Origin of the sequence: Dysgonomonas gadei ATCC BAA-286 (genome assembly GCF_000213555.1) — a bacterium.
In the GTDB taxonomy this organism is placed as follows: Bacteria; Bacteroidota; Bacteroidia; order Bacteroidales; family Dysgonomonadaceae; genus Dysgonomonas; species Dysgonomonas gadei.
Genome location: NZ_GL891979.1, coordinates 973,939 through 997,025 on the forward strand (window position 1 = coordinate 973,939; position 23,087 = coordinate 997,025).

Annotated in this window: 17 protein-coding genes; 10 read left to right on the forward strand and 7 right to left on the reverse strand. The window is 40.7% G+C overall.

Annotated elements, in window-relative coordinates; all coding sequences use genetic code 11:
- The first annotated feature begins 181 nt into the window (after positions 1–181).
- The 3 genes from carA to HMPREF9455_RS03695 all read left to right on the forward strand — a co-directional run bounded on the left by carA (position 182) and on the right by HMPREF9455_RS03695 (position 6,184).
- Positions 182–1,252 carry a glutamine-hydrolyzing carbamoyl-phosphate synthase small subunit gene (gene carA / locus HMPREF9455_RS03685; protein WP_006798257.1) on the forward strand — a complete coding sequence of 357 codons (1,071 nt, stop codon included), beginning with the start codon at positions 182–184 and terminating at the stop codon, positions 1,250–1,252.
- 97 nt (positions 1,253–1,349) lie between these two features.
- Positions 1,350–4,568, forward strand: coding sequence for a carbamoyl-phosphate synthase (glutamine-hydrolyzing) large subunit (gene carB, locus HMPREF9455_RS03690; RefSeq protein WP_006798258.1), 3,219 nt, complete (start codon positions 1,350–1,352; stop codon positions 4,566–4,568).
- A 293-nt stretch (positions 4,569–4,861) separates the two neighbouring features.
- The gene (locus HMPREF9455_RS03695; RefSeq protein WP_006798259.1) at positions 4,862–6,184 is read left to right on the forward strand and encodes an alpha-amylase; all 1,323 of its coding nucleotides are present in this window, start codon (positions 4,862–4,864) and stop codon (positions 6,182–6,184) included.
- 64 nt (positions 6,185–6,248) lie between these two features.
- Here HMPREF9455_RS03695 and HMPREF9455_RS03700 read toward each other — a convergent pair whose 3' ends face one another.
- Both HMPREF9455_RS03700 and HMPREF9455_RS03705 read right to left on the reverse strand, forming a co-directional pair.
- Complete coding sequence (locus HMPREF9455_RS03700) at positions 6,249–7,004, reverse strand: hypothetical protein (RefSeq protein WP_006798260.1); 756 nt, start codon at positions 7,002–7,004, stop codon at positions 6,249–6,251.
- Positions 7,005–7,129: 125 nt separating this feature from the next.
- Complete coding sequence (locus tag HMPREF9455_RS03705; protein ID WP_006798261.1) at positions 7,130–7,954, reverse strand: TerC family protein; 825 nt, start codon at positions 7,952–7,954, stop codon at positions 7,130–7,132.
- A gap of 824 nt (positions 7,955–8,778) precedes the next feature.
- Between HMPREF9455_RS03705 and HMPREF9455_RS03710 the strand changes: the two genes are divergently transcribed.
- The 3 genes from HMPREF9455_RS03710 to HMPREF9455_RS03720 are packed head-to-tail and all read left to right on the forward strand — an operon-like array spanning position 8,779 to position 11,975.
- Positions 8,779–10,005, forward strand: a complete 1,227-nt coding sequence (locus HMPREF9455_RS03710) for an HD domain-containing protein (RefSeq protein WP_006798262.1) — start codon at positions 8,779–8,781, stop codon at positions 10,003–10,005.
- 3 nt (positions 10,006–10,008) lie between these two features.
- Positions 10,009–11,325: a tRNA lysidine(34) synthetase TilS gene (gene tilS / locus HMPREF9455_RS03715; protein WP_006798263.1), complete on the forward strand. Its 1,317-nt coding sequence runs from the start codon at positions 10,009–10,011 to the stop codon at positions 11,323–11,325.
- Positions 11,322–11,975 (forward strand): nitroreductase family protein, encoded by a 654-nt coding sequence (locus tag HMPREF9455_RS03720; protein WP_006798264.1) that lies wholly within the window; start codon positions 11,322–11,324, stop codon positions 11,973–11,975. Before tilS ends, HMPREF9455_RS03720 begins: the two co-directional genes overlap by 4 nt.
- 11 nt (positions 11,976–11,986) lie before the next feature.
- On the opposite strand, the gene HMPREF9455_RS03725 is transcribed toward HMPREF9455_RS03720, so the two are convergent.
- The 5 genes from HMPREF9455_RS03725 to HMPREF9455_RS21305 all read right to left on the reverse strand — a co-directional run bounded on the left by HMPREF9455_RS03725 (position 11,987) and on the right by HMPREF9455_RS21305 (position 18,101).
- Entirely contained in the window at positions 11,987–12,184 is a 198-nt protein-coding gene (locus HMPREF9455_RS03725) for a hypothetical protein (protein WP_006798265.1), read from the reverse strand.
- 138 nt (positions 12,185–12,322) lie between these two features.
- On the reverse strand, positions 12,323–12,640 hold the full coding sequence (gene trxA / locus HMPREF9455_RS03730; protein ID WP_006798266.1) for a thioredoxin: 318 nt from the start codon (positions 12,638–12,640) through the stop codon (positions 12,323–12,325).
- A 95-nt stretch (positions 12,641–12,735) separates the two neighbouring features.
- The gene (dnaE, locus tag HMPREF9455_RS03735) at positions 12,736–16,485 is read right to left on the reverse strand and encodes a DNA polymerase III subunit alpha (RefSeq protein ID WP_006798267.1); all 3,750 of its coding nucleotides are present in this window, start codon (positions 16,483–16,485) and stop codon (positions 12,736–12,738) included.
- A 667-nt stretch (positions 16,486–17,152) separates the two neighbouring features.
- On the reverse strand, positions 17,153–17,914 hold the full coding sequence (locus HMPREF9455_RS03740; RefSeq protein ID WP_006798268.1) for an SIMPL domain-containing protein: 762 nt from the start codon (positions 17,912–17,914) through the stop codon (positions 17,153–17,155).
- Between the two features lie 28 nt (positions 17,915–17,942).
- On the reverse strand, positions 17,943–18,101 hold the full coding sequence (locus HMPREF9455_RS21305; protein ID WP_006798269.1) for a hypothetical protein: 159 nt from the start codon (positions 18,099–18,101) through the stop codon (positions 17,943–17,945).
- Positions 18,102–18,179: 78 nt separating this feature from the next.
- Here HMPREF9455_RS21305 and HMPREF9455_RS03745 point away from each other — a divergent pair, with 78 nt between their 5' ends.
- The 4 genes from HMPREF9455_RS03745 to HMPREF9455_RS03760 all read left to right on the forward strand — a co-directional run bounded on the left by HMPREF9455_RS03745 (position 18,180) and on the right by HMPREF9455_RS03760 (position 22,756).
- Positions 18,180–19,442, forward strand: a complete 1,263-nt coding sequence (locus HMPREF9455_RS03745) for a carboxypeptidase-like regulatory domain-containing protein (protein ID WP_006798270.1) — start codon at positions 18,180–18,182, stop codon at positions 19,440–19,442.
- A gap of 169 nt (positions 19,443–19,611) precedes the next feature.
- Positions 19,612–20,163 carry an RNA polymerase sigma-70 factor gene (locus HMPREF9455_RS03750; RefSeq protein ID WP_006798271.1) on the forward strand — a complete coding sequence of 184 codons (552 nt, stop codon included), beginning with the start codon at positions 19,612–19,614 and terminating at the stop codon, positions 20,161–20,163.
- Positions 20,160–21,020, forward strand: coding sequence for a FecR family protein (locus HMPREF9455_RS03755; protein ID WP_006798272.1), 861 nt, complete (start codon positions 20,160–20,162; stop codon positions 21,018–21,020). The genes HMPREF9455_RS03750 and HMPREF9455_RS03755 overlap by 4 nt, the downstream gene beginning before the upstream one ends.
- A 149-nt stretch (positions 21,021–21,169) precedes the next feature.
- Positions 21,170–22,756: a carboxypeptidase-like regulatory domain-containing protein gene (locus HMPREF9455_RS03760; protein WP_006798273.1), complete on the forward strand. Its 1,587-nt coding sequence runs from the start codon at positions 21,170–21,172 to the stop codon at positions 22,754–22,756.
- Positions 22,757–23,087: the final 331 nt, after the last annotated feature.

A 23,087-nucleotide genomic window follows, 5' to 3' on the forward strand; every position in this document is an offset into this window, starting at 1 on the left:
TTTATTGCTATCTTTGTGCTTCAGATATTCACATGAGTTTTATCGGATATTTGAAAAAATGAAAAAGAAAAAGATACAACATTATTATACAAGCTAAAGGAACAGATATACCAAATATCACGTTCCTTTTTTTTTATCTTATAAATCAGTTATTAGTCACAATTATATTCTAAACAAAAAGATGTATTCAGACAAACCAGTTCAACTAATTCTTGACGACGGAACAGTTTTCGAAGGACGGTCTTTCGGCTCGGAAAAAGCCAGTGCCGGAGAAGTTGTATTCAATACAGCTATGGTAGGTTATCCGGAAAGCCTTACCGACCCTTCTTATCTGGGACAGATACTTGTTGTCACCTTCCCGCTTGTAGGAAACTACGGGGTTCCTGACAACACTTTCACAAATGGTATTTCCGACTTCTACGAATCGGAAAAAATACAAGTGAACGGACTCATCATTTCAGATTATTCACACGAATACTCTCACTGGAATGCTAAAAAAAGCCTTGGTGAATGGCTCAAAGAAAATGATGTACCGGGAATTTACGGTATAGACACACGCGAACTGACGAAGATATTACGCGAAAAAGGATCGATGAAAGGTAAAATCGTATTCAGCGGAGTTGACGAAATAGACTTCTACGATCCGAACATCGAAAATCAGGTAGCCATAGCCAGTTGTAAAGAAGTGATTACATACGGCAACGGCAAGAAGAAAGTAGTACTGGTAGATTGCGGAGTAAAACACAATATAATCCGCTGCCTTGTGAAACGCGATGTAACACTTATACGCGTGCCGTGGGACTACGACTTCAACCAGCTGGAATGGGATGGCCTCTTCATCTCCAATGGACCGGGAAACCCCGATTTCTGTGAAGAGACTGTTAAGAATATCCGAAAAGCGATGGAAGGTAACAAACCTATTTGCGGTATATGTATGGGCAACCAGCTACTATCAAAAGCCGGAGGCGCAACCATCTACAAACTGAAATACGGACATCGCAGCCACAACCAACCTGTGAAAATGGTAGACTCTACCAAATGCTTCATTACATCGCAAAATCACGGTTTTGCAGTAGCAAATGCCTCTCTGGGATCGGATTGGGAACCATTGTTCATCAATCTGAATGACGGAACAAACGAAGGTATCAAACACAAGACTAAACCGTTCTTTTCCGCCCAGTTTCACCCTGAGGCTGCCAGTGGTCCGACAGATACGTCATTCTTGTTCGATATGTTTGTAGAAAAATTATAAATCAGTTAACAGTCATCAGTTAACAGTTAGCAATGAAAATACTAGTAAACTAGAATTCTTTTACACTAAATTACTTGTAACTCGTAACTAAAACAAAATGGATATAGACGTAAAAAAAGTATTAGTCCTTGGTTCGGGAGCACTCAAAATCGGTGAAGCGGGAGAGTTTGACTACTCAGGTTCGCAAGCCCTGAAAGCCCTGAAAGAAGAAGGCATAGAAACTGTACTTATCAACCCCAATATTGCAACGGTACAAACCTCGGAAGGCAGTGCCGATAAGATATACTTCTTACCTATCACCCCATACTTCGTAGAAAAGGTTATCCAAAAAGAAAAGCCGGAAGGCATACTTCTCGCTTTCGGTGGGCAAACTGCCCTCAACTGCGGTGTACAACTCTATGAAGGCGGCATTCTGGAAAAATATAATGTACGTGTACTGGGAACACCCGTACAAGCCATTATGGATACCGAAGACCGAGACCTCTTCGTCAAGAAACTAGACCAGATAGATGTAAAGACTATCAAAAGCCATGCTGTAGGCTCAATAGAAGACGCAGTGACAGCAGCGGCGGAATTAGGTTACCCTATCATCGTACGCGCCGCATACGCGCTTGGCGGACTGGGCTCGGGATTCTGCGATAATGAGCAGGAACTGCGGGTGCTGGCCGAAAAAGCGCTGGCTTATTCATCACAACTTCTGGTAGAAAAATCACTGAAAGGCTGGAAAGAAGTCGAATACGAAGTTGTCCGCGACAAGTATGACAATTGCATGACAGTGTGTAACATGGAAAACTTCGACCCGCTCGGCATCCATACCGGCGAAAGTATCGTAGTGGCACCATCGCAAACGCTGACTAATTCCGAATATCATAAACTGCGTGAACTATCTATACGCATTGTGAAACATATAGGTATCGTGGGTGAATGTAACGTACAATACGCTTTCGACCCCGAATCGGAAGACTACCGTGTGATCGAAGTTAACGCCCGTCTGAGCCGTTCATCGGCACTGGCATCCAAGGCAACAGGTTACCCGCTGGCTTTTGTAGCCGCCAAGCTGGGACTAGGTTACGGACTGTTCGAACTGAAAAACTCAGTAACCAAATCTACCTGCGCTTTCTTCGAACCTGCACTGGACTATGTGGTGGTAAAAATCCCTCGCTGGGACTTGGGTAAATTTCACGGCGTATCGAAAGAGATAGGCTCAAGTATGAAATCTGTCGGTGAAATTATGGCTATCGGCCGTACATTCGAAGAGGCCATACAAAAAGGACTTCGTATGATTAACATCGGCATGCACGGATTCGCGGCCAACAAACCTCTGGAAATCGACAATCTGGATGATGCGCTGAAAAATCCTACAGACAAACGAATCTTCTGCATAGAAGAAGCCCTGAAAAGAGGATACAGCATAGAACAGATACACGACCTCACCAAAATAGACCTTTGGTTCTTACAGAAACTGCAATATATCTTCAAATGCTCTAAGGAACTGGAAAAATTCGACGATATACAGTCTCTCCCACTCGACCTGCTTCGCTCTGCCAAACAAATGGGATTCTCCGACTTCCAGATAGCGAAGATCGTATGCAAAGAACCAAGCCTTGTAGAAAATATATCATACGAAGTACGCCGCATCCGCAAGGAAAACGGAATCGTACCATGTGTGAAACAGATAGATACGCTTGCCGCCGAATATCCGGCTCAGACCAACTATCTCTACATCACATACAACGGTAAGGCCAACGATGTGAAGTATCTGGGCGACCACCGATCGGTGATCGTTCTCGGATCGGGAGCATATCGCATCGGATCGTCCGTAGAGTTCGACTGGTGTTCGGTTAATGCCCTGCAAACCATCCGTAAGGAGGGGTATCGCTCTGTAATGATAAACTACAATCCCGAAACAGTATCTACCGACTACGACATGTGCGACCGCCTCTACTTCGACGAGTTGACTTACGAGCGCGTGATGGATATTATAGAACTGGAAAACCCGCATGGAGTAATCCTTTCGGTAGGCGGACAGATACCAAACAATCTGGCAATGCGACTAGATGCGGCAAAAGTAAACATACTCGGCACAACTGCCAAAAGCATCGACAATGCCGAAGACCGCCACAAGTTCTCCAGCATGCTCGACCGCATCGGAGTAGATCAGCCACGATGGAAAGAGTTGAGTTCGCTCGATGATATCAAAGGCTTTGTAGCCGAGGTTGGTTATCCGGTACTCATCCGGCCGTCTTATGTACTCTCGGGTGCTGCGATGAATGTCTGCTCTAATGATCAGGAGCTTGAAAACTTTCTCGGACTGGCTGCTGAAGTCTCAAAAAAACACCCTGTGGTAGTCAGCGAATTTATCGAAAATGCCAAAGAGATAGAAATAGATGCCGTAGCCAACAAAGGCGAGATAGTGATGTATGCCATCTCGGAACACGTCGAATTTGCCGGAGTACACTCGGGGGATGCGACCATACAGTTCCCTGCTCAACGCTTATATATCGAGACTGTAAGACGGATAAAGAAGGTAGCACGGAAAGTGGCCGAAGAGTTACAGATTTCGGGACCTTTCAATATGCAGTTCCTTGCAAAAGACAACGATATCAAAGTGATCGAATGTAACCTGCGGGCATCCCGCTCATTCCCATTCGTATCTAAAGTACTGAAAATAAACTTTATCGATCTTGCTACTCAGGTGATGCTGGGCAAAAATGTAGAAAAGCCGAACAAGAACGACTTCGACCTCGACTATGTAGGCATCAAAGCGTCGCAGTTCTCATTCTCACGCTTGCAAAAAGCTGACCCTGTACTGGGTGTGGATATGGCTTCTACCGGAGAGGTGGGATGCATCGGAGACAATTTCTACGATGCTATGCTCAAGTCGATGCTATCGGTCGGTTACCGTGTACCGAAGAAAACGGTACTGTTCTCTACCGGACCAGCCAAATCGAAAGTGGAACTGTTGCAAGCCGCACGCCTGCTACATCAGAAAGGATACGAACTGTATGCAACCGGCGGTTCTCAAAAGTTCCTTGTAGACAACGGAGTTCCTGCTACTCAGGTATTCTGGCCGAATGAAGACCAGAAACCAAGTGCACTGGAAATGATCCAGAACAAAAAGATAGATCTTGTGGTAAATATCCCTAAAAACTTTACCACAAATGAGTTGGACAACGGATATAAAATCCGCAGGGCATCTATCGACTACAATGTGCCTCTGCTTACAAACTCCCGCCTCGCATCTGCTTTCATCCAGGCATTCTGCAAAATGAATGTCGATGAGATAGAGATCAAGGCATGGAACGAGTATGAATAATCTGCTTTTATTATAATGAATAGCCTCAGTTTTTCTGAGGCTATTTTTTTTCGTTAACGAAGTCCTGTAAGTACAGATTTCACATCAACAATTGGCTCGCATTGTCATATAAGGGCTACATATCATGTGTATGCACAGTAATACATAATTTGTTAAACAAAAAGGAATATAAAAGCGTTTTCTTTGTACTTTTAGTCTAAGAAAACCAAAAGCTGGATTTAAATTTTCGTTAGACATTCCCTAAATGGGAATCAAACATAAAATCACAAACAAAAAAATAAACATTGCCGGTTATGAAAAATGGTGTAATGATGCAATACTTTGAGTGGAATCTCCCAAATGACGGAAATTTATGGAAACAACTAAAACAAGATGCAAGACATCTGCATGAAACAGGTATAACGGCAGTATGGATTCCTCCGGCATATAAGGCAGACGAACAGCAGGATGAAGGGTATGCAACATACGATCTTTTCGACCTCGGAGAATTTGACCAGAATAGTACCGTAAGAACGAAATATGGTACAAAAGATGAATTAATAGAAATGATCGGTGAGTTACATAAAAATAAAATATCAGTATATCTCGATACTGTGATGAATCATAAAGCCGAAGGTGACTATACCGAGAAATTTAAAGTAAAAGAGGTAGATCCTAAAGCGAGAAACAAGGATATAAGCGACGAAATAGAGATTCAGGCATGGACAGGTTACTTATTCAAAGGACGGGGGAATAAATATTCCGACTTTAAATGGCACTGGTATCACTTTTCCGGTGTCGGATTCGACCATCCGGAAGTGATAAAAGAGCTGAACCGCTGGGGACTATGGGTTTCCAACGAATTGAATCTGGATGGTATGCGTCTCGATGCAGTGAAACACATGGAAGATAAGTTTGTTAAACAATTTCTGGAAACAGTAAGAGCAGAGAGGGGTGACGACTTCTATTCGGTCGCTGAATACTGGAACGGGGATCTGGAGACGTTAGAAAAATATCTTTCCGCTGTAAATAAAACGACCGATTTGTTCGATGTACCTCTGCATTATAATATGTATAAGGCTTCGATATTCGGCAAAGATTATGATTTGCAAAGAATACTGGACAATACTCTCGTTTTGCATCATCCGGACTATGCAGTCACTTTTGTGGATAACCACGACTCGCAACTGGGTAGCTCTCTGGAATCGGAAATAGAAGACTGGTTCAAACCTTCGGCTTACGCCCTCATCCTACTAATGGAGAAAGGATATCCCTGCATTTTTTATGGTGATTATTATGGTACTAACGGCGAAAAATCGTGTCATCAACCTATCATTGATCTATTACTGGATGCCCGGAGGAAATATGCTTATGGCGAACAAAAAGATTATTTCAACCATCCCTCTACGGTAGGCTTTGTGCGCATGGGAGATAAAGATCACAGCGGATCGGGACTTGTATTTCTGATGTCGAACGGTATTGACGGAGATAAGATAATGAATGTGGGGATAAACCGTAAAGGTGAAGTTTGGTACGACCTTACCGGAAACGTACAGCAGAAAATAACAATAGACGATGAAGGTAACGGCAATTTCCTTGTCGAAGGAGGGGCTTTATCTGTTTGGGTAAAATCTTAATGATATAAGGAATATAAAAAAGGCGATTAGAACTGATTTAACCGCCTTTTTTACATTCTTTTTTTTAATTCTTATATATCATCTCCCGGACTAATTCTCCGTTATAGAACTGCTTTACGGGATACCCATCCGTATCGTATTCATATGTAACTTCAATAGTATCTGTACCATACCTTGGGTCTTCGGTCGTAAACCCGCTCGGATTATTTTTACCGATAAAGTCTCCGCACCATCTCATACTATTTACATGCCATGCCCAGAACCACGCTGGAATACTCTCTATATTGAGAAAAGCAGATTTGTCATTGTTGAATTTAAAGATAGTGATCTTACTTCCTTCGTTGGTTGCTCCATGTTGTGTGTATGTAACCAGATTATTATTTTCGTCATATACAAATTCTTCCCACGGTTTACCATCTTCAAATACGGTTTTGGTAAGCCGTCCTTTATGATCTATATGAATTTGCAGGTGGTCTGTTACTTTTTTCTCCTTTACCTGTTTTCCGGAACTTGCCACCTCTTCAGCAATATAACCATCATTGTAAGTATATCTGGAATTGGTAATCAATTCCCCTCTGTCCTGATTCATTATACACTCTGAGAGCAAGTTCGTAATTTTATCATATTTGAACGTAAATTCACGAAAGGTAACAACACCCTTTTCTACAAAATAGGTAAGTTGTTTTTTGTTATTATACTTGAGATCGACTATCTCTTTCGTTTTCACCGAATTGATTTGGATAAGCTGCTTCGATTGAGCATATAACGTAAATCCGGCTGATAATATGCCGATAAGGGATGTAAGTATAAATCTCTTCATAGAATAAGTGTCTGGTCTTTTTTAATGATTACCTATTTAACGAACCGGGCGTTCTTTTATTGTAAATTGGTCTGTTAGTATATAAACTGATTGGCAAATGATGATAACAATCTATAGCTTAAAGACTATTCTTCTTTTATCAGTTCCGAATCTTTGAGTTTTACAGGAGTTGACTTCTTCCTTAACTTCATATTCAGGAATTCGACAAGTAAAGAGAAAGCTATGGCAAAGTATATGTAGCCTTTCGGTATTTCCCCAACTGTTGTACCAAATATTGAAATCTGAGACAAATGTGCCGATTCTACCAACAACATTACACCTATAAGTATCAGGAATGAAAGTCCAAGCATCTGAATTGTCGGATGTTCGTTTACAAATTTACTTACCGGACCGGAAAATAATAACATAATCATAACAGCCGCAACAACCGCGGTAACCATGATAGTCATGGCCCCGACATATCCGAATTCGCTGAAACTGACCAATCCAACCGCAGTGAGGACACTATCAAACGAAAAGACAATATCAAGAGCTACAATCTGTACAATAACACCGATGAAACCGGATTTTGACTTCCCATGAGCAGCATCGCTCTCCCCTTCCAGTTTGTGATGAATTTCAGTTACACTTTTATATAGTAGAAAGAGCCCTCCTACTCCGATTATAATGCTCTGCCCCGAAATAGAGCCGTCGAACCATGCCGTGTCGAATGAGAATATCGGCTTGGTAAGCTTCATCAGCCAGGATATACAAAATAATAAAAGGATACGAAATAGCATGGCCAACAATAAGCCTATGGTACGGGCTTTTGGCTGCTCCTTTTGTGGTAATTTAGACGATATGATAGACAAAAACACAATATTGTCTATTCCTAATACTATTTCAAGAAAGGCCAACGTGAGCAAAGCTATCCATGCACTTGGCAAAAGAAAAGTTTCAAAAATTTCCATAAAAATATTTTTGCGACAAATTTAATAAAGAATTTGACGCTTTTGGAAATTATCTCTTTTTTTCTAAATATTCCTTTATAACAGTATCTCTATCTGTTTTCTTAAGACCCAGCATTCGTTGAACCCTGAGTAGTAGTTTCTTCATAATTGTTCGCATCTAATTGTCCTCGATCTTCATTACAAAGATAACATTTTCGGTAGTTCACTAAAACTATTTACTTAATATCTCTATTTTTTTATATTCTTTTGTAATTGCATCTACACAATAAAAAATAATATAAAATATTACCACTTATTATACCTCATCCGGACAAACCTTGTCCATGACCGAAAAGATATCCTCTGGCTTCTACCTAGAAAAAATTTAGGACAAACCCTAAATTTAATCTTTTTGAAAAAGTTTATCTATATAGTGAGCTATTAGCCTTTAGCTGCTAGCTTGTAACTCTTTGAAAAAATGATATGAAGATTTAAAAATTCAAGGTTTAATGATTTTTTCATTCTTAATTATTCATTGTTTTTTGTGTTACCTTTGTTACCTTTTAACTATGCATAGTTAATAAATGCAAAAATGACAGATAAGAAATAGTAGAAAATTTGTCAGAAGTGTCAGGTTTTAACATTGTATAGTTAATGAACCTAAATTGACGATAGATAATGAGTTATACTTTGCGCTTTAGCGTCTCTGCGTGAGGACACTGTTGACCGTTAACTGAAACGTGCTAATTTTCGTGTGTTTACCCCAGAGAAACTTGCTGTTAAACCTCGATTAATTAAATTCTCTGTATCTTTGAACTCTAAAATATTAAAATACACTGTTACTGATGAGTAATAAGAAGAAAATAATTAATGATCCCGTATTCGGTTTTATTACTATTCCGAATAATTTTCTTTACAGACTTATACAACACCCTTTTTTGCAGCGGCTCAATCGTATCAAGCAACTGGGGTTGGCCTCATTTGTGTATCCGGGAGCGCAACACACCCGTTTACACCATTCCATCGGCGCTATGTACCTGATGGACGAGGCCATAAACAACCTGAGAATAAAAGGTCATGAAATAACTGCTGAAGAAGCAAATGGAGCATTAGCCTGCATACTGTTGCACGATGTAGGACACGGACCTTTTTCACATGTACTGGAATATACGCTGACAAACGGTATCCATCACGAGGAATTTTCCCTTGCGCTGATGGAAAACCTGAACGAAGAACTGAACGGCGAACTTGATATTTGTATTTCAATATTTAAGAACGAATATCCGAAGAAATTCCTGCATCAACTGGTGAGCGGGCAACTGGATGTAGACCGTCTCGATTACCTGCGCCGCGACAGTTTCTTTACGGGTGTAACCGAAGGAAATATAGGATCGGCCCGCATTATCAAGATGCTCGATCTTCGCAATGACCGCCTTGTAGTCGAAGCTAAGGGTATTTACTCGATAGAAAACTTCCTGATGTCGCGCCGGCTGATGTACTGGCAGGTATATCTTCATAAAACGGCCGTTGCAGCCGAGAAGATGCTGATTAAAACACTGACACGTGCAAAGGAATTGAGCGATAAGGGGATAAAACAGTTTGCCTCTCCGGCATTCCTGTATTTCTTAGAAAATGATGTAAACAAAATCTTCTTTGAAAGAAAGCGTGAAGAGGTGCTGAAACATTTTGCAGGCCTGGACGATAACGACATCTGGTGCGCATTGAAGGTATGGGCAGAGAACAAAGACAAAGTATTGTCCACGCTTAGTGCAGCTCTGATAAACAGGAACCTGTTTAAGATAGAAATAACCAACGAACCGCTTTCTGAGCATCAGATACAGAAACATATCGCGGTTTATACCGAAAAGCTCGGGGTGGATGAATATGAAGCGTCTTTCTTCTATTCGTCCGATGTTATTTATACAAATATGTATAATGAAGCTGATGACAGTATAGATATCCTGTACAATGACGGGACTATCAGGGATATATCCGAAGCATCGGACATGCTGAATATACAACTGTTGTCTAAAAAAGTGCAGAAATATTACTTTTCGTACCTGAAAATTTAAATTATGGATATTTCAAGAGTAGAACAGTATATCGTTGCCAACGGATTACTTGCCGGAGGAGAGAAAATTATCGTAGGCGTCAGCGGAGGAGCGGATTCTATAGCTTTACTGGATATCCTGCATAGCTTCGGCCTCGAATGTGTCGTAGCTCATTGTAATTTTCACTTACGAGGCGAGGAGTCTAATAGGGACGCATTCTTTGTAGAAGAACTTTGTAAAAAGTATAATCTGAAATACGAGCGTATCGACTTCGATACGGAAGCCTATGCCGCCATAAATTCCGTGTCGATAGAAATGGCTGCCCGTGAACTGCGTTACAACTGGTTTGAACAACTCAGAGTCATTCATATGGCCGACAAAATAGCTGTAGCACACCATCGCGATGATTCTGTAGAGACCATTCTGCTCAATCTTGTCAGGGGAACAGGTATTCGCGGACTTACCGGTATTGCCCCTGTGAACGGATATGTTATCCGGCCATTATTATGTGTGAGCCGCGACGAAATAATAGAGTATCTGAAAGAAAGGCGAATGTCGTTCGTAGATGATAGCACCAACAATGAAGATATGTATGCCCGGAACAAGATAAGGTTGAATGTAATCCCTATGCTGGAAGCAATAAATCCTTCGGCAAAAGAGTCGATAAACAAGACAGCCGAACATCTGACGCAGGTGGCTAACATATACTATATGTATATGGCTCAGGTGAAAGCTAATATATTCGCAGATAATAAGATAAATATATCCATGCTGGTTCAATATCTGGAGCCGGAAGCTATCCTTTTCGAGCTTCTTTCTCCGTATGGGTTCAATTCAGCTACGGTACGGCGGATATTCGAATCCGTGATAAGCCAGTCGGGTAAAATATTCTATTCGGAAACGCATGAATTACTGAAAGATAGAGGATATCTCATATTAAAGAAAAAGGACAACCTCAAAATAGAACGGTATAATATCCATGAAGATGAGAATAGTTTATCACGCCCCATACATCTGAAAATAGAGCGTGCTCCGGTAAACGGGGATTTTTCAATAGAAAAGAATCCCGATATAATATACATTGACGCTGATAAGTTAACTTATCCGTTAACCCTCCGTAAGTGGAAGCAGGGCGATTGGTTTATGCCTTTCGGTATGAAGGGGAAGAAGAAAGTAAGCGATTACTTTTCCGACAATAAGTTCAGCCTGTTCGACAAGGAAGCCACATGGCTGCTTTGTTCAGGTGATGATATAGTATGGATAGTAGGGCACCGCGCTGATGAGCGGTTTAGAATAACTGATAAGACAACAGAAATAGTAAAAATAACATATAGTAAATGAATATGAAGAAAATGTTTATCGCAGCAATAGCGTCCCTGATGCTATTCTCCTGCAACAATTCAACAAAAGAAAAAACGAGCGATATGGAACAAGAAAATGCTGTAGTAGAAGCCATTATGAGCCGTAGAAGCATCCGTTCATACAAACCGGAGCAGATAACACCTGAGCAACTGGATACAATAGTGAAATGCGCCATAAATGCACCGAGTGCACTGAACAAACAATCGTGGGAAATAAGAGTTATACAAAGCGCCGATTTATTGAGCCGAATCAACAATAGCTTTGTAGAAAAGGCCAAAGGAAAAAGCCTGCAAGGAAGTGCAGCCCGCGCGCAAGAGCCGGGATTCAGCGTGTTTCATGGAGCGCCTACCCTCATCATTGTAGGCAAAGATAAGAGTAATCCTTATAGCGCGGTCGATTGTGGACTATTGGCACAGAATATTCTCCTCAGTGCCGAATCTATGAATATCGGGACATGTACTATCGGAAATATGGCCGGTATTTTAAACGACCCCGATTCGAAAGATTTTCTGAAAGAGATAAATATGCCTGATACACATGAAGTTGTTTTTGGCATTGCCGTTGGCTATAAGAATGAATCGCCGGATGCCAAGCCTAGAGATGAGAGTAAGGTGCAGTATATAAGATAATCAAAATGAGGCTATTTAGACGACCAGATTATCAAGGCTATCAAAGCTCCTAAAATAGAAAAAGAGAACATAAATCCGCCTATATAAACCATCCGTCGGGATAAGACTGGTTTATGTTCTTTTATATATCTGCCCGAAATATACCACAGCACAATGCTGGCCACAAACATAGCTATACTAATATACAAAAGGATCATATATGCTTCCATCCCTGAACTACTTTAAACCATTCATTATATTATAACAGAAGGTGAAACGATTAGTTCAACATGGATTAATCCTATGGAGTGATATTAAACAAAAAAGCCTGTCTATCTGACAGGCCTTTTTATCAATATTGGGAAACTTTATTTCAGCATATTCTCTATTTTCTCTACCAATACGGCTTTCTGAGCTGCACCTACTTGTTTGTCCACTACTTCACCGTTTTTGATGAACAGGATTGTAGGAATGTTGCGGATACCATACTTAGACGTAATGTCGTCATTGTTATCCACATCTACTTTACCAATAGTTACTTTATCGGCATATTCTGCAGCCAATTCTTCCACAATAGGACCGACCATGCGGCAAGGGCCACACCACTCCGCCCAAAAATCTATCACTAGAGGTTTGTCTGATTTCAATACATCTTCAAACCCTGCGTCTGTAATTTCTAAAGCCATAGTTTTAATCTATCTAATTATTTATAATATTTATAATATCTATTTATTTTATTTGTTTTGCAAAGGTAATTAATCTATTTAGAATATGAAAGGTTTCAATTTACTTTAAATACAATATTTTCGTTTTCCACCAGATAATCAATAAGTTCCTGTTTGACATTTATTTTAAAACTTCTTGAAAACAAATCTACTTTCATATTTCGTTCACCATCAACTACCTGAAAATATAACAATGAATTACCCGGATTGTTTTTTGTTAAAGTAGACAATTCTTCCACCATCTGCGTATTCATATCATGCAGCGGTAAAGTAATCGTTAGCTTCTCTATCAGGCGGTCTTTTACATCCGGCAACAGTTGTATTGAAAATATTTTAAACTCAAACTGGGTCTGGTCAAATTTCCGTGGTTGTACACGTCCTTTTATATATACATATAATCCCGGGCGCCCGTATTTTCCAAAGTTGATATAATCGTCGCCAAACAAAGGCAGTTCACCGCTTCCCGTGAAATCCTCGATGCGAATAATCATAAACGGCTTTCCGTTCTTGGTAATCCCTTCCCTCACAGCCGACACCAGTCCCCCCAGAGTCACTTCTTTATTTTTCAATGCATCCTTATCTTCAATTTCCGACATACCCACATTACATACATAGCTAAGCACTATCTTATAATCATCGAGCGGATGCGCCGAAAGGTAAATCCCTATCAATTCGCGTTCTTTATTCAGGCGCTCCAGATCTGACCATTTCTCTACTTTAGGTATTTCAGGATGTGCTATATCAAATGATGTATCTCCTCCAAATAGTGAATTGGCCGCTGTATTCTTATCCAGCTGGTATTTATTCCCATAACGGATAAGCATATCTATAAACTGCTCACCTTTACCATTAACTCCGAAAAACTGCTCGCGGCTTACTTCCTGAAAATTATCGAAAGCGCCTGCTAAAGCCAGGGATTCTATATTCTTACGGTTACAAGAACTTAGGTTCACACGCTCTACGAAATCGAATATATCTTTAAATGGGCCGTTCTTTTCACGTTCTTCTATAATATTCATTACAGCGCCCTCTCCTACTCCCTTTACGGCAGCTAGTCCAAAACGTATATCACCTTCCTTGTTTACCGAGAACTTCAGGAAGGATTCATTCACATCCGGTCCAAGTACATTCATACTCATGGCCTTACACTCATCCATGAACTTCGTGATTTCAGTGATATTGGACAAGTTTCGCGAAAGTACCGCCGCCATATATTCCGACGGATAGTTGGCTTTCAGCCACGCTGTTTGGTAAGCGACCCACGAGTAACAGGTTGCATGGGACTTATTGAACGCATATGACGCGAATTTTTCCCAGTCAGCCCATATTTTATCCAGTGTTTTCTTATCGTGTCCGTTTTTAGTACCACCGGCAATAAACTTTTCTTTCAGGGCGTTCATCTTATCTATGAGTTTCTTACCCATTGCCTTACGCAACTCGTCGGACTGGCCACGCGTAAAGTCGGCCAACAAACGCGACAAGAGCATGACCTGCTCCTGATATACGGTGATACCATAAGTATCGTTCAGATAACGCTCCATAATCGGGATATCGTAGGATATCTCTTCCCGCCCGTGTTTACGTGCAATAAATGAAGGGATATAGTCCATCGGGCCGGGACGATACAACGCATTCATCGCTATCAGGTCTTCAAATTTACTCGGTTGCAGCTCTTTCAGGTATTTCTGCATACCGGCAGACTCAAACTGGAATGTCCCTGTTGTCTTTCCCAGACTGTACAACTCGTACGTTTTAGGATCTTCAAGCGATATGGTATCTATATTGATAGTCTCACCAGTAGTATGTTTTATATTATCAATGGCCTCCTTGATGATAGAGAGTGTTTTTAGTCCCAGGAAGTCCATCTTGATAAGTCCTGTTTCCTCAATCACCGTACCTTCATACTGGGTAACGAGGATATTTTCGCCTGTTTCCTTATCTTCTGCCGTACTCACCGGAACAATATCGGATATATCCTGCTGTCCGATGATGATACCGCAGGCATGCACTCCGGTATTACGCACATTACCTTCGAGCATCTGGGCGTATTTGAGCGTATCGCGCATCACGGGGTCATGGCTGTTCGCCGCCTCTTTCAGTTCAGGAACATATTCTATCGCATCGCGCAACGTCACCTTTTTCTTATCGGGGATACGGTCGGGAACAAACTTTGCCAGCCTGTTCGACTCCGACAAAGGTAACTTCTGCACACGGGCGACGTCTTTTATCGCCGACTTGGTAGCCATAGTACCATAGGTAATAATATGTGCCACACGCTCCTGCCCGTATTTTTCCGTTACCCATTTCAAGACCTTTCCACGTCCGTCATCATCGAAGTCGATATCAATATCAGGCATGGATATACGGTCGGGGTTAAGAAAACGCTCAAACAGTAAATCGTATTTTATCGGGTCTATATCTGTTATTCCCAGACAATAAGCCACCGCCGAACCGGCAGCAGAGCCACGTCCGGGGCCTACAGCCACACCCATCTCACGCGCAGCGGCAATAAAATCCTGTACAATAAGGAAATAACCGGGAAATCCCATCGTTTTCATTACATCCAGTTCAAAGTCAAGCCGTTCTACGGTTTCGGCATTCCTGTCTTTACCGTATCGTTTGTCAGCCCCTATCATCGTCAGGTGTTTCAGATAGTCCGATTCCAGCTTGATACGAATTACCTTATCGTATCCTCCGAGACGCCTATATGCCTTCTCTCCGAATTCGAGCATAAGATCTTCCTCACTGTACATTATCTTATATCCTTCTTCCGTTCCGAAGGATGCATCGATAGTAAAGAATGGCATCAAAGCATCGGAATCAATGGAGTAGAATTGTACCTTGTCGGCGATCTCCAATGTATTTTCCAGTACTTCGGGATGGTCGGAGAATAGCTGGTTCATTTCCGCCGTTGTCTTCAACCATTCCTGCTTGGTATAACGCATCCGCTTAGGATCGTCGAAATCCTTACCTGTACTCAGACAAATAAGGCGGTCGTGCGCGTCGGCATCCTCTTCCTCCACAAAGTGAACATCGTTGGTGGCAATCACTTTTACACCGAATTTCTCACCCAGTTTCAGCAGTTCAGTATTAACCTTTTGCTGCAAAGGATAGGCCTCGATATTGGCGTCAGGACGGTTGGTCTTATGACGCTGTAGTTCGAGATAAAAATCTGCACCAAAAAGATTCTTAAACCATTGCAAGGCTTTTTCTGTTTCCTCCACGTCACCTGCTTGTATCTTTTTGGGTATCTCACCTCCCAAACAAGCAGTAGAGACAATCAGTCCTTCATGATATTTTTCGAGTAGTTCCTTGTCTATACGTGGACGCATGTAATAGCCTTCTGTCCAGCTATGAGACACCATCTTGATAAGATTTTTATATCCCTTCAGATTTTTTGCCAGTACCACAAGATGCCAGCCGCTCATATCGGGCTTGCCTTCTTTCAGCGTCCTATGACGGCGGGCAACATAACATTCGCAACCAATAATTGGTTTAAACTTTTTTGCTTCCTCCTGTTGAATCTTTATTTTTAGTTCACCTATTTGTTCCCCGTTACCCCCTTCCGGGTCTTTTTCCAGGTCTTTTATCTGAGTTTTCAGTTCCTTGATGGCACTGTCGTATTTACCGTTCTTCTTTTTTACATAATTAAAAAATTCTTTTACCCCAAACATGGCTCCATGGTCGGTAAGGGCTATCGCCTTCATTCCGTCGGCAATAGCTTTATCTACAAGATTGGGTATGCTGGCCTGCCCATCCAACATGGAATATTGGGAATGGACATGTAAGTGTACAAAATTATTCATATATCTTCTGCTTTTTCACAATCTGTAAAGTTACAATAAATAGGAGCTCTTCTCAAGGAAAACGGTCGGCAGTTTTCAACAAGTAAGGATTTTTAAAGATTAGAATAATTTATGATTATAAGGACCAGGGTTAACGCAAGAAAACTGGTAACGTTTCAATTAACAGTATTCTCACACAGAGACGTTAAGGTGCAAAGTATAAACCGTTACTATATTCATATTTATTAACTAAGTTTAGTTAAAACCTGACACATCTGACAGTTTTTTCATTGTTTTCCTCTTGTCATTTTTGCATCCCTTAGCAATACATAGTTAAAAGGTAACAAAGGTAACAGTTTTGTGGTTTTTGTAGGGATGAATTGAAAATCGGCGGAGCCAAATATCTTCCGCCCGAAATAAAAAATGTCTGCGGGCGGAAAGTATTCCGCCCCTACAACTTTCCCAAAAGGTAACAAATGTAACACTTTTTTATACCTATTACTTTTTACCCTCTCTGTAGCCTCCCCTTGGGGAGAAACAACATTCGACGGAACGAAGTGTAGTCAATGGAGGGGCCGATCAACACGTCAAAGAACCATAAGCTAACAACTAAGGGCTATCGGCTCTAATTACATAGATAAACTTTCTATAAAAAATCAAGAGCCTTTTGCCCTAATAAGCTACAAACTTACAGTATCTCGAAACGGGCTTTGATCTTGTATGCCAGTTTGATTTTTTGCATTTGGGCAGTATCGGTATCGTAATCGCCATATTCACCATTCATTAGAGCATTTCGCTGTAGGGAATATTCGTTGAATTGCAGATTTTGCAGCTGCATTACATTTTGTGGTTGCATTGCATTTTGTTCTTCCATTTCTAAAACATATAGCGGACGTCCGACCTTACTGCCTATACTTTCTAACAGGTATTCCGCTTTGGCTTTAGCAGACTTTATCGCGCGGATTTTCACCTGTTTGCGATATTCGGTAATATCTTTATTTTTAAATTCTGCAATATTTACTTTTATAAAGCCTTCTTTGGGCCCCGGTATGAGATTTAGTAATCTGTCCAGCTGACCGGTAGTGGTAAGTATGATTTCATATTTCTTTTCTACCCGCGCTTCGTCCATATGCTTCTGCGTTTGCCAGTAATATACCCAATAATTATTAGTGGCTGCATCTTTCAATATTATCTGATTATCCTTAACGCCTACTTCCGAAAGGATAGATCTCAATTTATGATCTGCCTCATCGAGAGAAATATTATCACGTACTTTTTTAGCCCCTACATAGTTACCGATTATTACCGACAATCTGATTTCGTCGGGCTCAACTTCCATTTCGGCGCTTCCAATAACTTCTATAAAGGGAACTTTCGGTTCTTCGCTTGTTTGGGAATAAGCCATAAAGGATGCGCATAACAATGCCGTCAACATCATAATCTTTTTCATAATTTTCTTTTTTTTAATTTTACATGAATCAAAAGTATATAGAAAGCCGATACCGGATGGCCATAAATGGGTGAACTCCTTTTTTCAGTTGGTAAACAACAGTAAAAGAATGGGTATAGATGTTCTCCTGACGCAGATTGATGAGCCGGAGTATGTAAACATTTTCTAATTCTTCATTTTTTTCCATTTTTCTCTAGGGTTTTTCTTACCCAACCAATCATATAAGTAGAAACCGGTTATTATTCATCATTTAATCAATACTGTTATGAAAGCAATATACTTAAAAACCGCACAACTGATCCTTGCTGTTCTCATATCCGTTGCGTGTATTCCATTACAGGCACAGAATATGTCGGCAAACTATATTACTATAAGTGGTGTAGTGAAGGATAAGAACTCGAACAAAAAACTTGAATACGTCAGTATTTCCGTTCCGGGAACCAATATCGGTACTATAACCAATACAGATGGTGTATTCTCTATCAAACTCAACAATGCGCTGGAAGCTAAAACACTGGAAATATCACACATTGGATACCGTAACATGAAGTTCCCTATCAACCGGGAAGATATAGGACACGAAGTAACTATATACCTCATCCCTAACGTAAACCTGCTGAAAGACGTTATAGTACAGCCTGTGGACGCCCAAAAGCTGGTAGAAGAAGCCATACATAAAATCGGGGACAACAACAGTGCAGAAGTAAATATGCTTACAGGATTCTATCGCGAAACGATAAGGAAGAGACGCAACTATATAAATATATCGGAAGCCATACTCGATATATACAAGACACCTTATACGCAAGATATTGCAGGCGATAGAGTGCAGGTCTACAAAGGACGAAAACTGATAAGTCCGAAACCAAACGATACACTGATCGTAAAGTTTCAGGGAGGGCCAAATCTCTCTACATTTATGGACGTGGTAAAAAATCCGGAACTGTTTCTGGACATAAATACGCTGGGCATGTACAGATACAATATGGAAGAATCGGTTATGATAGACGAACGCCCTCATTATGTGGTTAGTTTCAGCCCACAAGTCGTACTTCCATACGCACTGCATTACGGTAAACTGTATATAGACAAGCAAAGCCTGACTTTCTCCCGTGCCGAATTCAGCCTCAGCATGGACGACAGGAATAAGGCCACACAGGCAATATTGAGAAAGAAGCCTTTCAAGATGCATTTCAAACCCGAAGAAGTATCGTTTCTGGTGACTTACAAGCAACAAGACGGCAAAAGCTACCTGAACTATGTATGGAGCGAAGTGAAGTTTAAATGTGACCTGAAACGCCGCCTGTTCTCTACCGGCTATACCATTGTATCCGAAATGGTGGTAACCGACCGCAAAAGCGGGAAGATAAACAAAATCCCGTTTAAACAATCATTCGGACAAAATCAGGTGTTATCGGATAAGGTTCAGAATTTCTACGATCCTAATTTCTGGGAAGATTATAATATTATAGAGCCTACCGAATCATTGGAAAACGCAGTATCGAAGTTGAGAAAACAACAGAATTAAAAAATAATTGAGAATGAATAATTAAGAGTTAATAATGTCGCAAGCGACTTGTAATCCATAGCTTATCTATTTATTACACTTCTCATTCTTAATTGTTAATTATTCATTCTTAATTATTCATTCTTAATTTTCCGCTTAACTTTGAAATACTGAACTGAATAAAATAATTATGCTTAACGACTTATTCGTACTGAAAAAGATAAAAGAGGGGGATATAAAGGCTTTCGAAGGAGTCTTCCGCCAATACTATGCCCCTCTTTGCCTGTACGGATTGAGCATAACCGGCCGCAAAGATGTAGCAGAAGAAATCGTGCAGGAACTATTCTACGTATGGTGGAAAGACAGGGAGAATATCCAAATCCTGCGCTCTGTAAAGAATTATCTCTATGGAGCAGTGCGTAACCAGTCGCTGCAATACCTTGAACACATCGCCGTGCAGGAACGGCACAGGGAAAGAGTATTATCGATAGAAAAAGACGAACAGGACGCGACACCTCATCAGCAACTCGAATATAAAGAACTCGAAGAAGTGATAAACCGCACCCTGAAGCAATTGCCGGACCGCAGACTGAAAATATTCAGGATGCACCGCATGGAGGGCAAAAAATATAAAGAAATAGCCGAAATCCTTTCCGTATCGGTGAAAACAATAGAGGCAGAGATGACAAAAGTATATCAGCTGCTGCGACAAGAAATAGAAAAATATACACATATAATATGACTTTAAAAGTAAAAAACGATAGAGTGACCGACGATGGATGGAACGCATTGTATAAGCGTTTCAAAGAAGACGGATTACTACCTGCAGCGGACAACAAGCCAAAGCGGGGCATATTGAATTCTACAGGAATGAAATGGGTTGCAGTTGCTGCCGTGGCATGCATCTGTATCATTTCCGCGCTGGTTATCCACAATATGAATACAGGCAGTCAGGAAATGTATACACTGCACAACGAAGAAAATGCTCCTACCCTGGTCACTACACTCGAAGACGGATCTGTCGTTTACCTCAACCAACAGACATCTATCGAATATCCGGTTCATTTCGAAAAAGACCGTAGAAGGGTGTCGATGCAGGGAGACGCGTTCTTCGAAATCAGTAAGAACCGCGAACGCCCGTTCTTCATCGAAACCGAAAACGCACGGATAGAAGTATTGGGTACTGCATTCAATGTAGTAAGTAAAGACAAAGATTCATTCTCTCTATCGGTAAAACACGGGGAAGTAAAAGTGACTTTGAAGCAAAGTGGGCAAAGCACTCATGTAAAAGCGGGCGAAACAGTATTATTGGATTCTGACAACTTGCAAAAAACAATATCCTCCGACAAAGGGAAATTTGACGGTTATCTCAAACAGATCCACTTCAAGGACGAACGGCTGACAGATGTGATCCGTATCATAAATATGAATTCGGAGTCAACCAAATTAAGTGTTTCTCCTCATCTCGGAGACAGATTGCTCACCGTGACATTCTCGGACAATACGCCGGCTACAATGGCCGAACTGATATGTCTGGCTTTGAACCTGAAGTATACACAATCGGATAATGTAATTACTATAGAAGATATTAAAAATTAGGAATTGCGCAAGAAGCGGGATGTAGCATACTTCTAGCATGAGAATAACGAAGAAGGGCCAGCTCCCAATAATTATAAATAGTATTTCGTATTTCTGGCAATATATAAAATATTGACGTTTCGAAATATAATTAATCTGATACCAAGCATATGGAAAAAGCGGTTGAAAATGCATTTCATCGTTTTTCTGCCTTGTTATTATTCCTGTTCATAATAACAGCATTACAGGCAGAGGACGGGGGCGTGCTTAACCGCGAAGTAAAACTGTCGAAAAGTAAAGGAACTATATACCAGTTGCTGAAACAGGTATCGGATCAGTCCGGCTATTTATTCATATACGACAGCCAGATAATAGACAACGACAAGGTAGTAAAGGTAAAGAAAGGCAAATATACTGTTCGTCAAGCTATTTATGCTATTACCGAAGACGACAAACTAAGAATAAATATCGTAGGCAACCATATCCTGTTGAGAAAAGACAGTGAGGTAAAGCCAATAAAAGCGATACAGTCAACAGATCCGGAACAATTAAAAGTCACAATCGAAAACAAGCATCTGAAAATAAGCGGTATATTGTACGACCGTATAACTGACGAACCAATCATTTATGCTTCGGCCAGCATTAATTACACCTCTATAGGAACAATCACCAATCAGAATGGCGAATTTCAACTTACAATACCCGATTCGCTACGACACTCTATAGTGAAATTTTCACATGTGGGTTATCAGAATCAGGAGATAGAAGCATCTTTACTCGAAAACCAGCATGTAAGAATATCCCTCGACCCTAAAATAATTTCATTGCAGGAAATCGTAATTCGGGTGGTAAATCCATTAGACGTACTGCAAAAAATGAAAGAGCAGGCAGAAAAGAACTATTCGTCCAAACCTGTGTATATGACTACCTTTTACCGCGAAGGAACCGAATATAAGAATAAGAATATAGACCTTACCGAATCGGTAATCCAGATATATAAAACAGGCCGCAAAAGCAATGCCAGAAACGACCAGACCAAATTGATAAAAATGCGCCGCATCGTAAACCGGCAAACAGAAGATACATTATTCACCAAAATGAAATCGGGAGTTTATTCAAGTCTTACACTGGATATAATAAAAGAATCGCCGGACTTCCTCAATTTCGAAAATGGCTCGCCATACCAATATACTCACACCGATATCAGCGTGATCGACAACAAGCGGGTCAATGTTATTTCATTTGAGCAGCTACCCTATAATGATGAACCTCTATTCAAAGGGCAACTATATATAGATACGGAGAATTATGCATTGGTAGAAGCGCGTTTCGAAGTAAATCCGAAGTATGTGTATAAAGCTACTAACTGGTATATAGAACGGTTGGCTCCGAATATAAAGCTGACTTTACAGGAAGTGAAATACATTGTTTCGTATCGCCCTGCCGACGATGGTAAATATTATGTAAGCCATGTGAGAGGTGACCTTAAATTCAAAGTCAGGAAAAAGAACCGATGGTTCAGCGCCCCGCTCCATCTGTGGTTTGAGATGGTGAACTGCAAAACAGAGACCGAAAATGTAAAAGGATTCAGCCGGAGAGACCGCTTATCGCCTCACAAAATACTGTCGGATACAAAATACCGGTACGACAAGAATTTCTGGGGACATTTCAATGTCATCCTGCCCGAAGAAAAGCTGAAAGAAACGATACTCAACAGCCTGAACGAGATTACTGAGACTACTTCAAGCGAAGAATAAAATATATTCGGAGGTAAATAATGCCAGTTAGTAGTTGAATATCGATAGATCGATATAAAAATATCGCATGAATTACCTTGTATATGAAAAAAATATGCTAATTTTGAGCGATTTTATTATAATTCTGATAACTAATTATAAATAAAACGTATAACATAAACGATATAAAACATGTGGCTAAGAATGCTCTCCTATGATTTCTTCACAACAAGAAATACCATTTTTTCTACTGGAAATTTGGATATTAGCCTTATTTTGTTAGAGAGAGAGAGAGAGAGAGAGAGAGAGAGAGAGAGAGAGAGAGAGAGAGAGAGAGAGAGAGAGAGAGAGA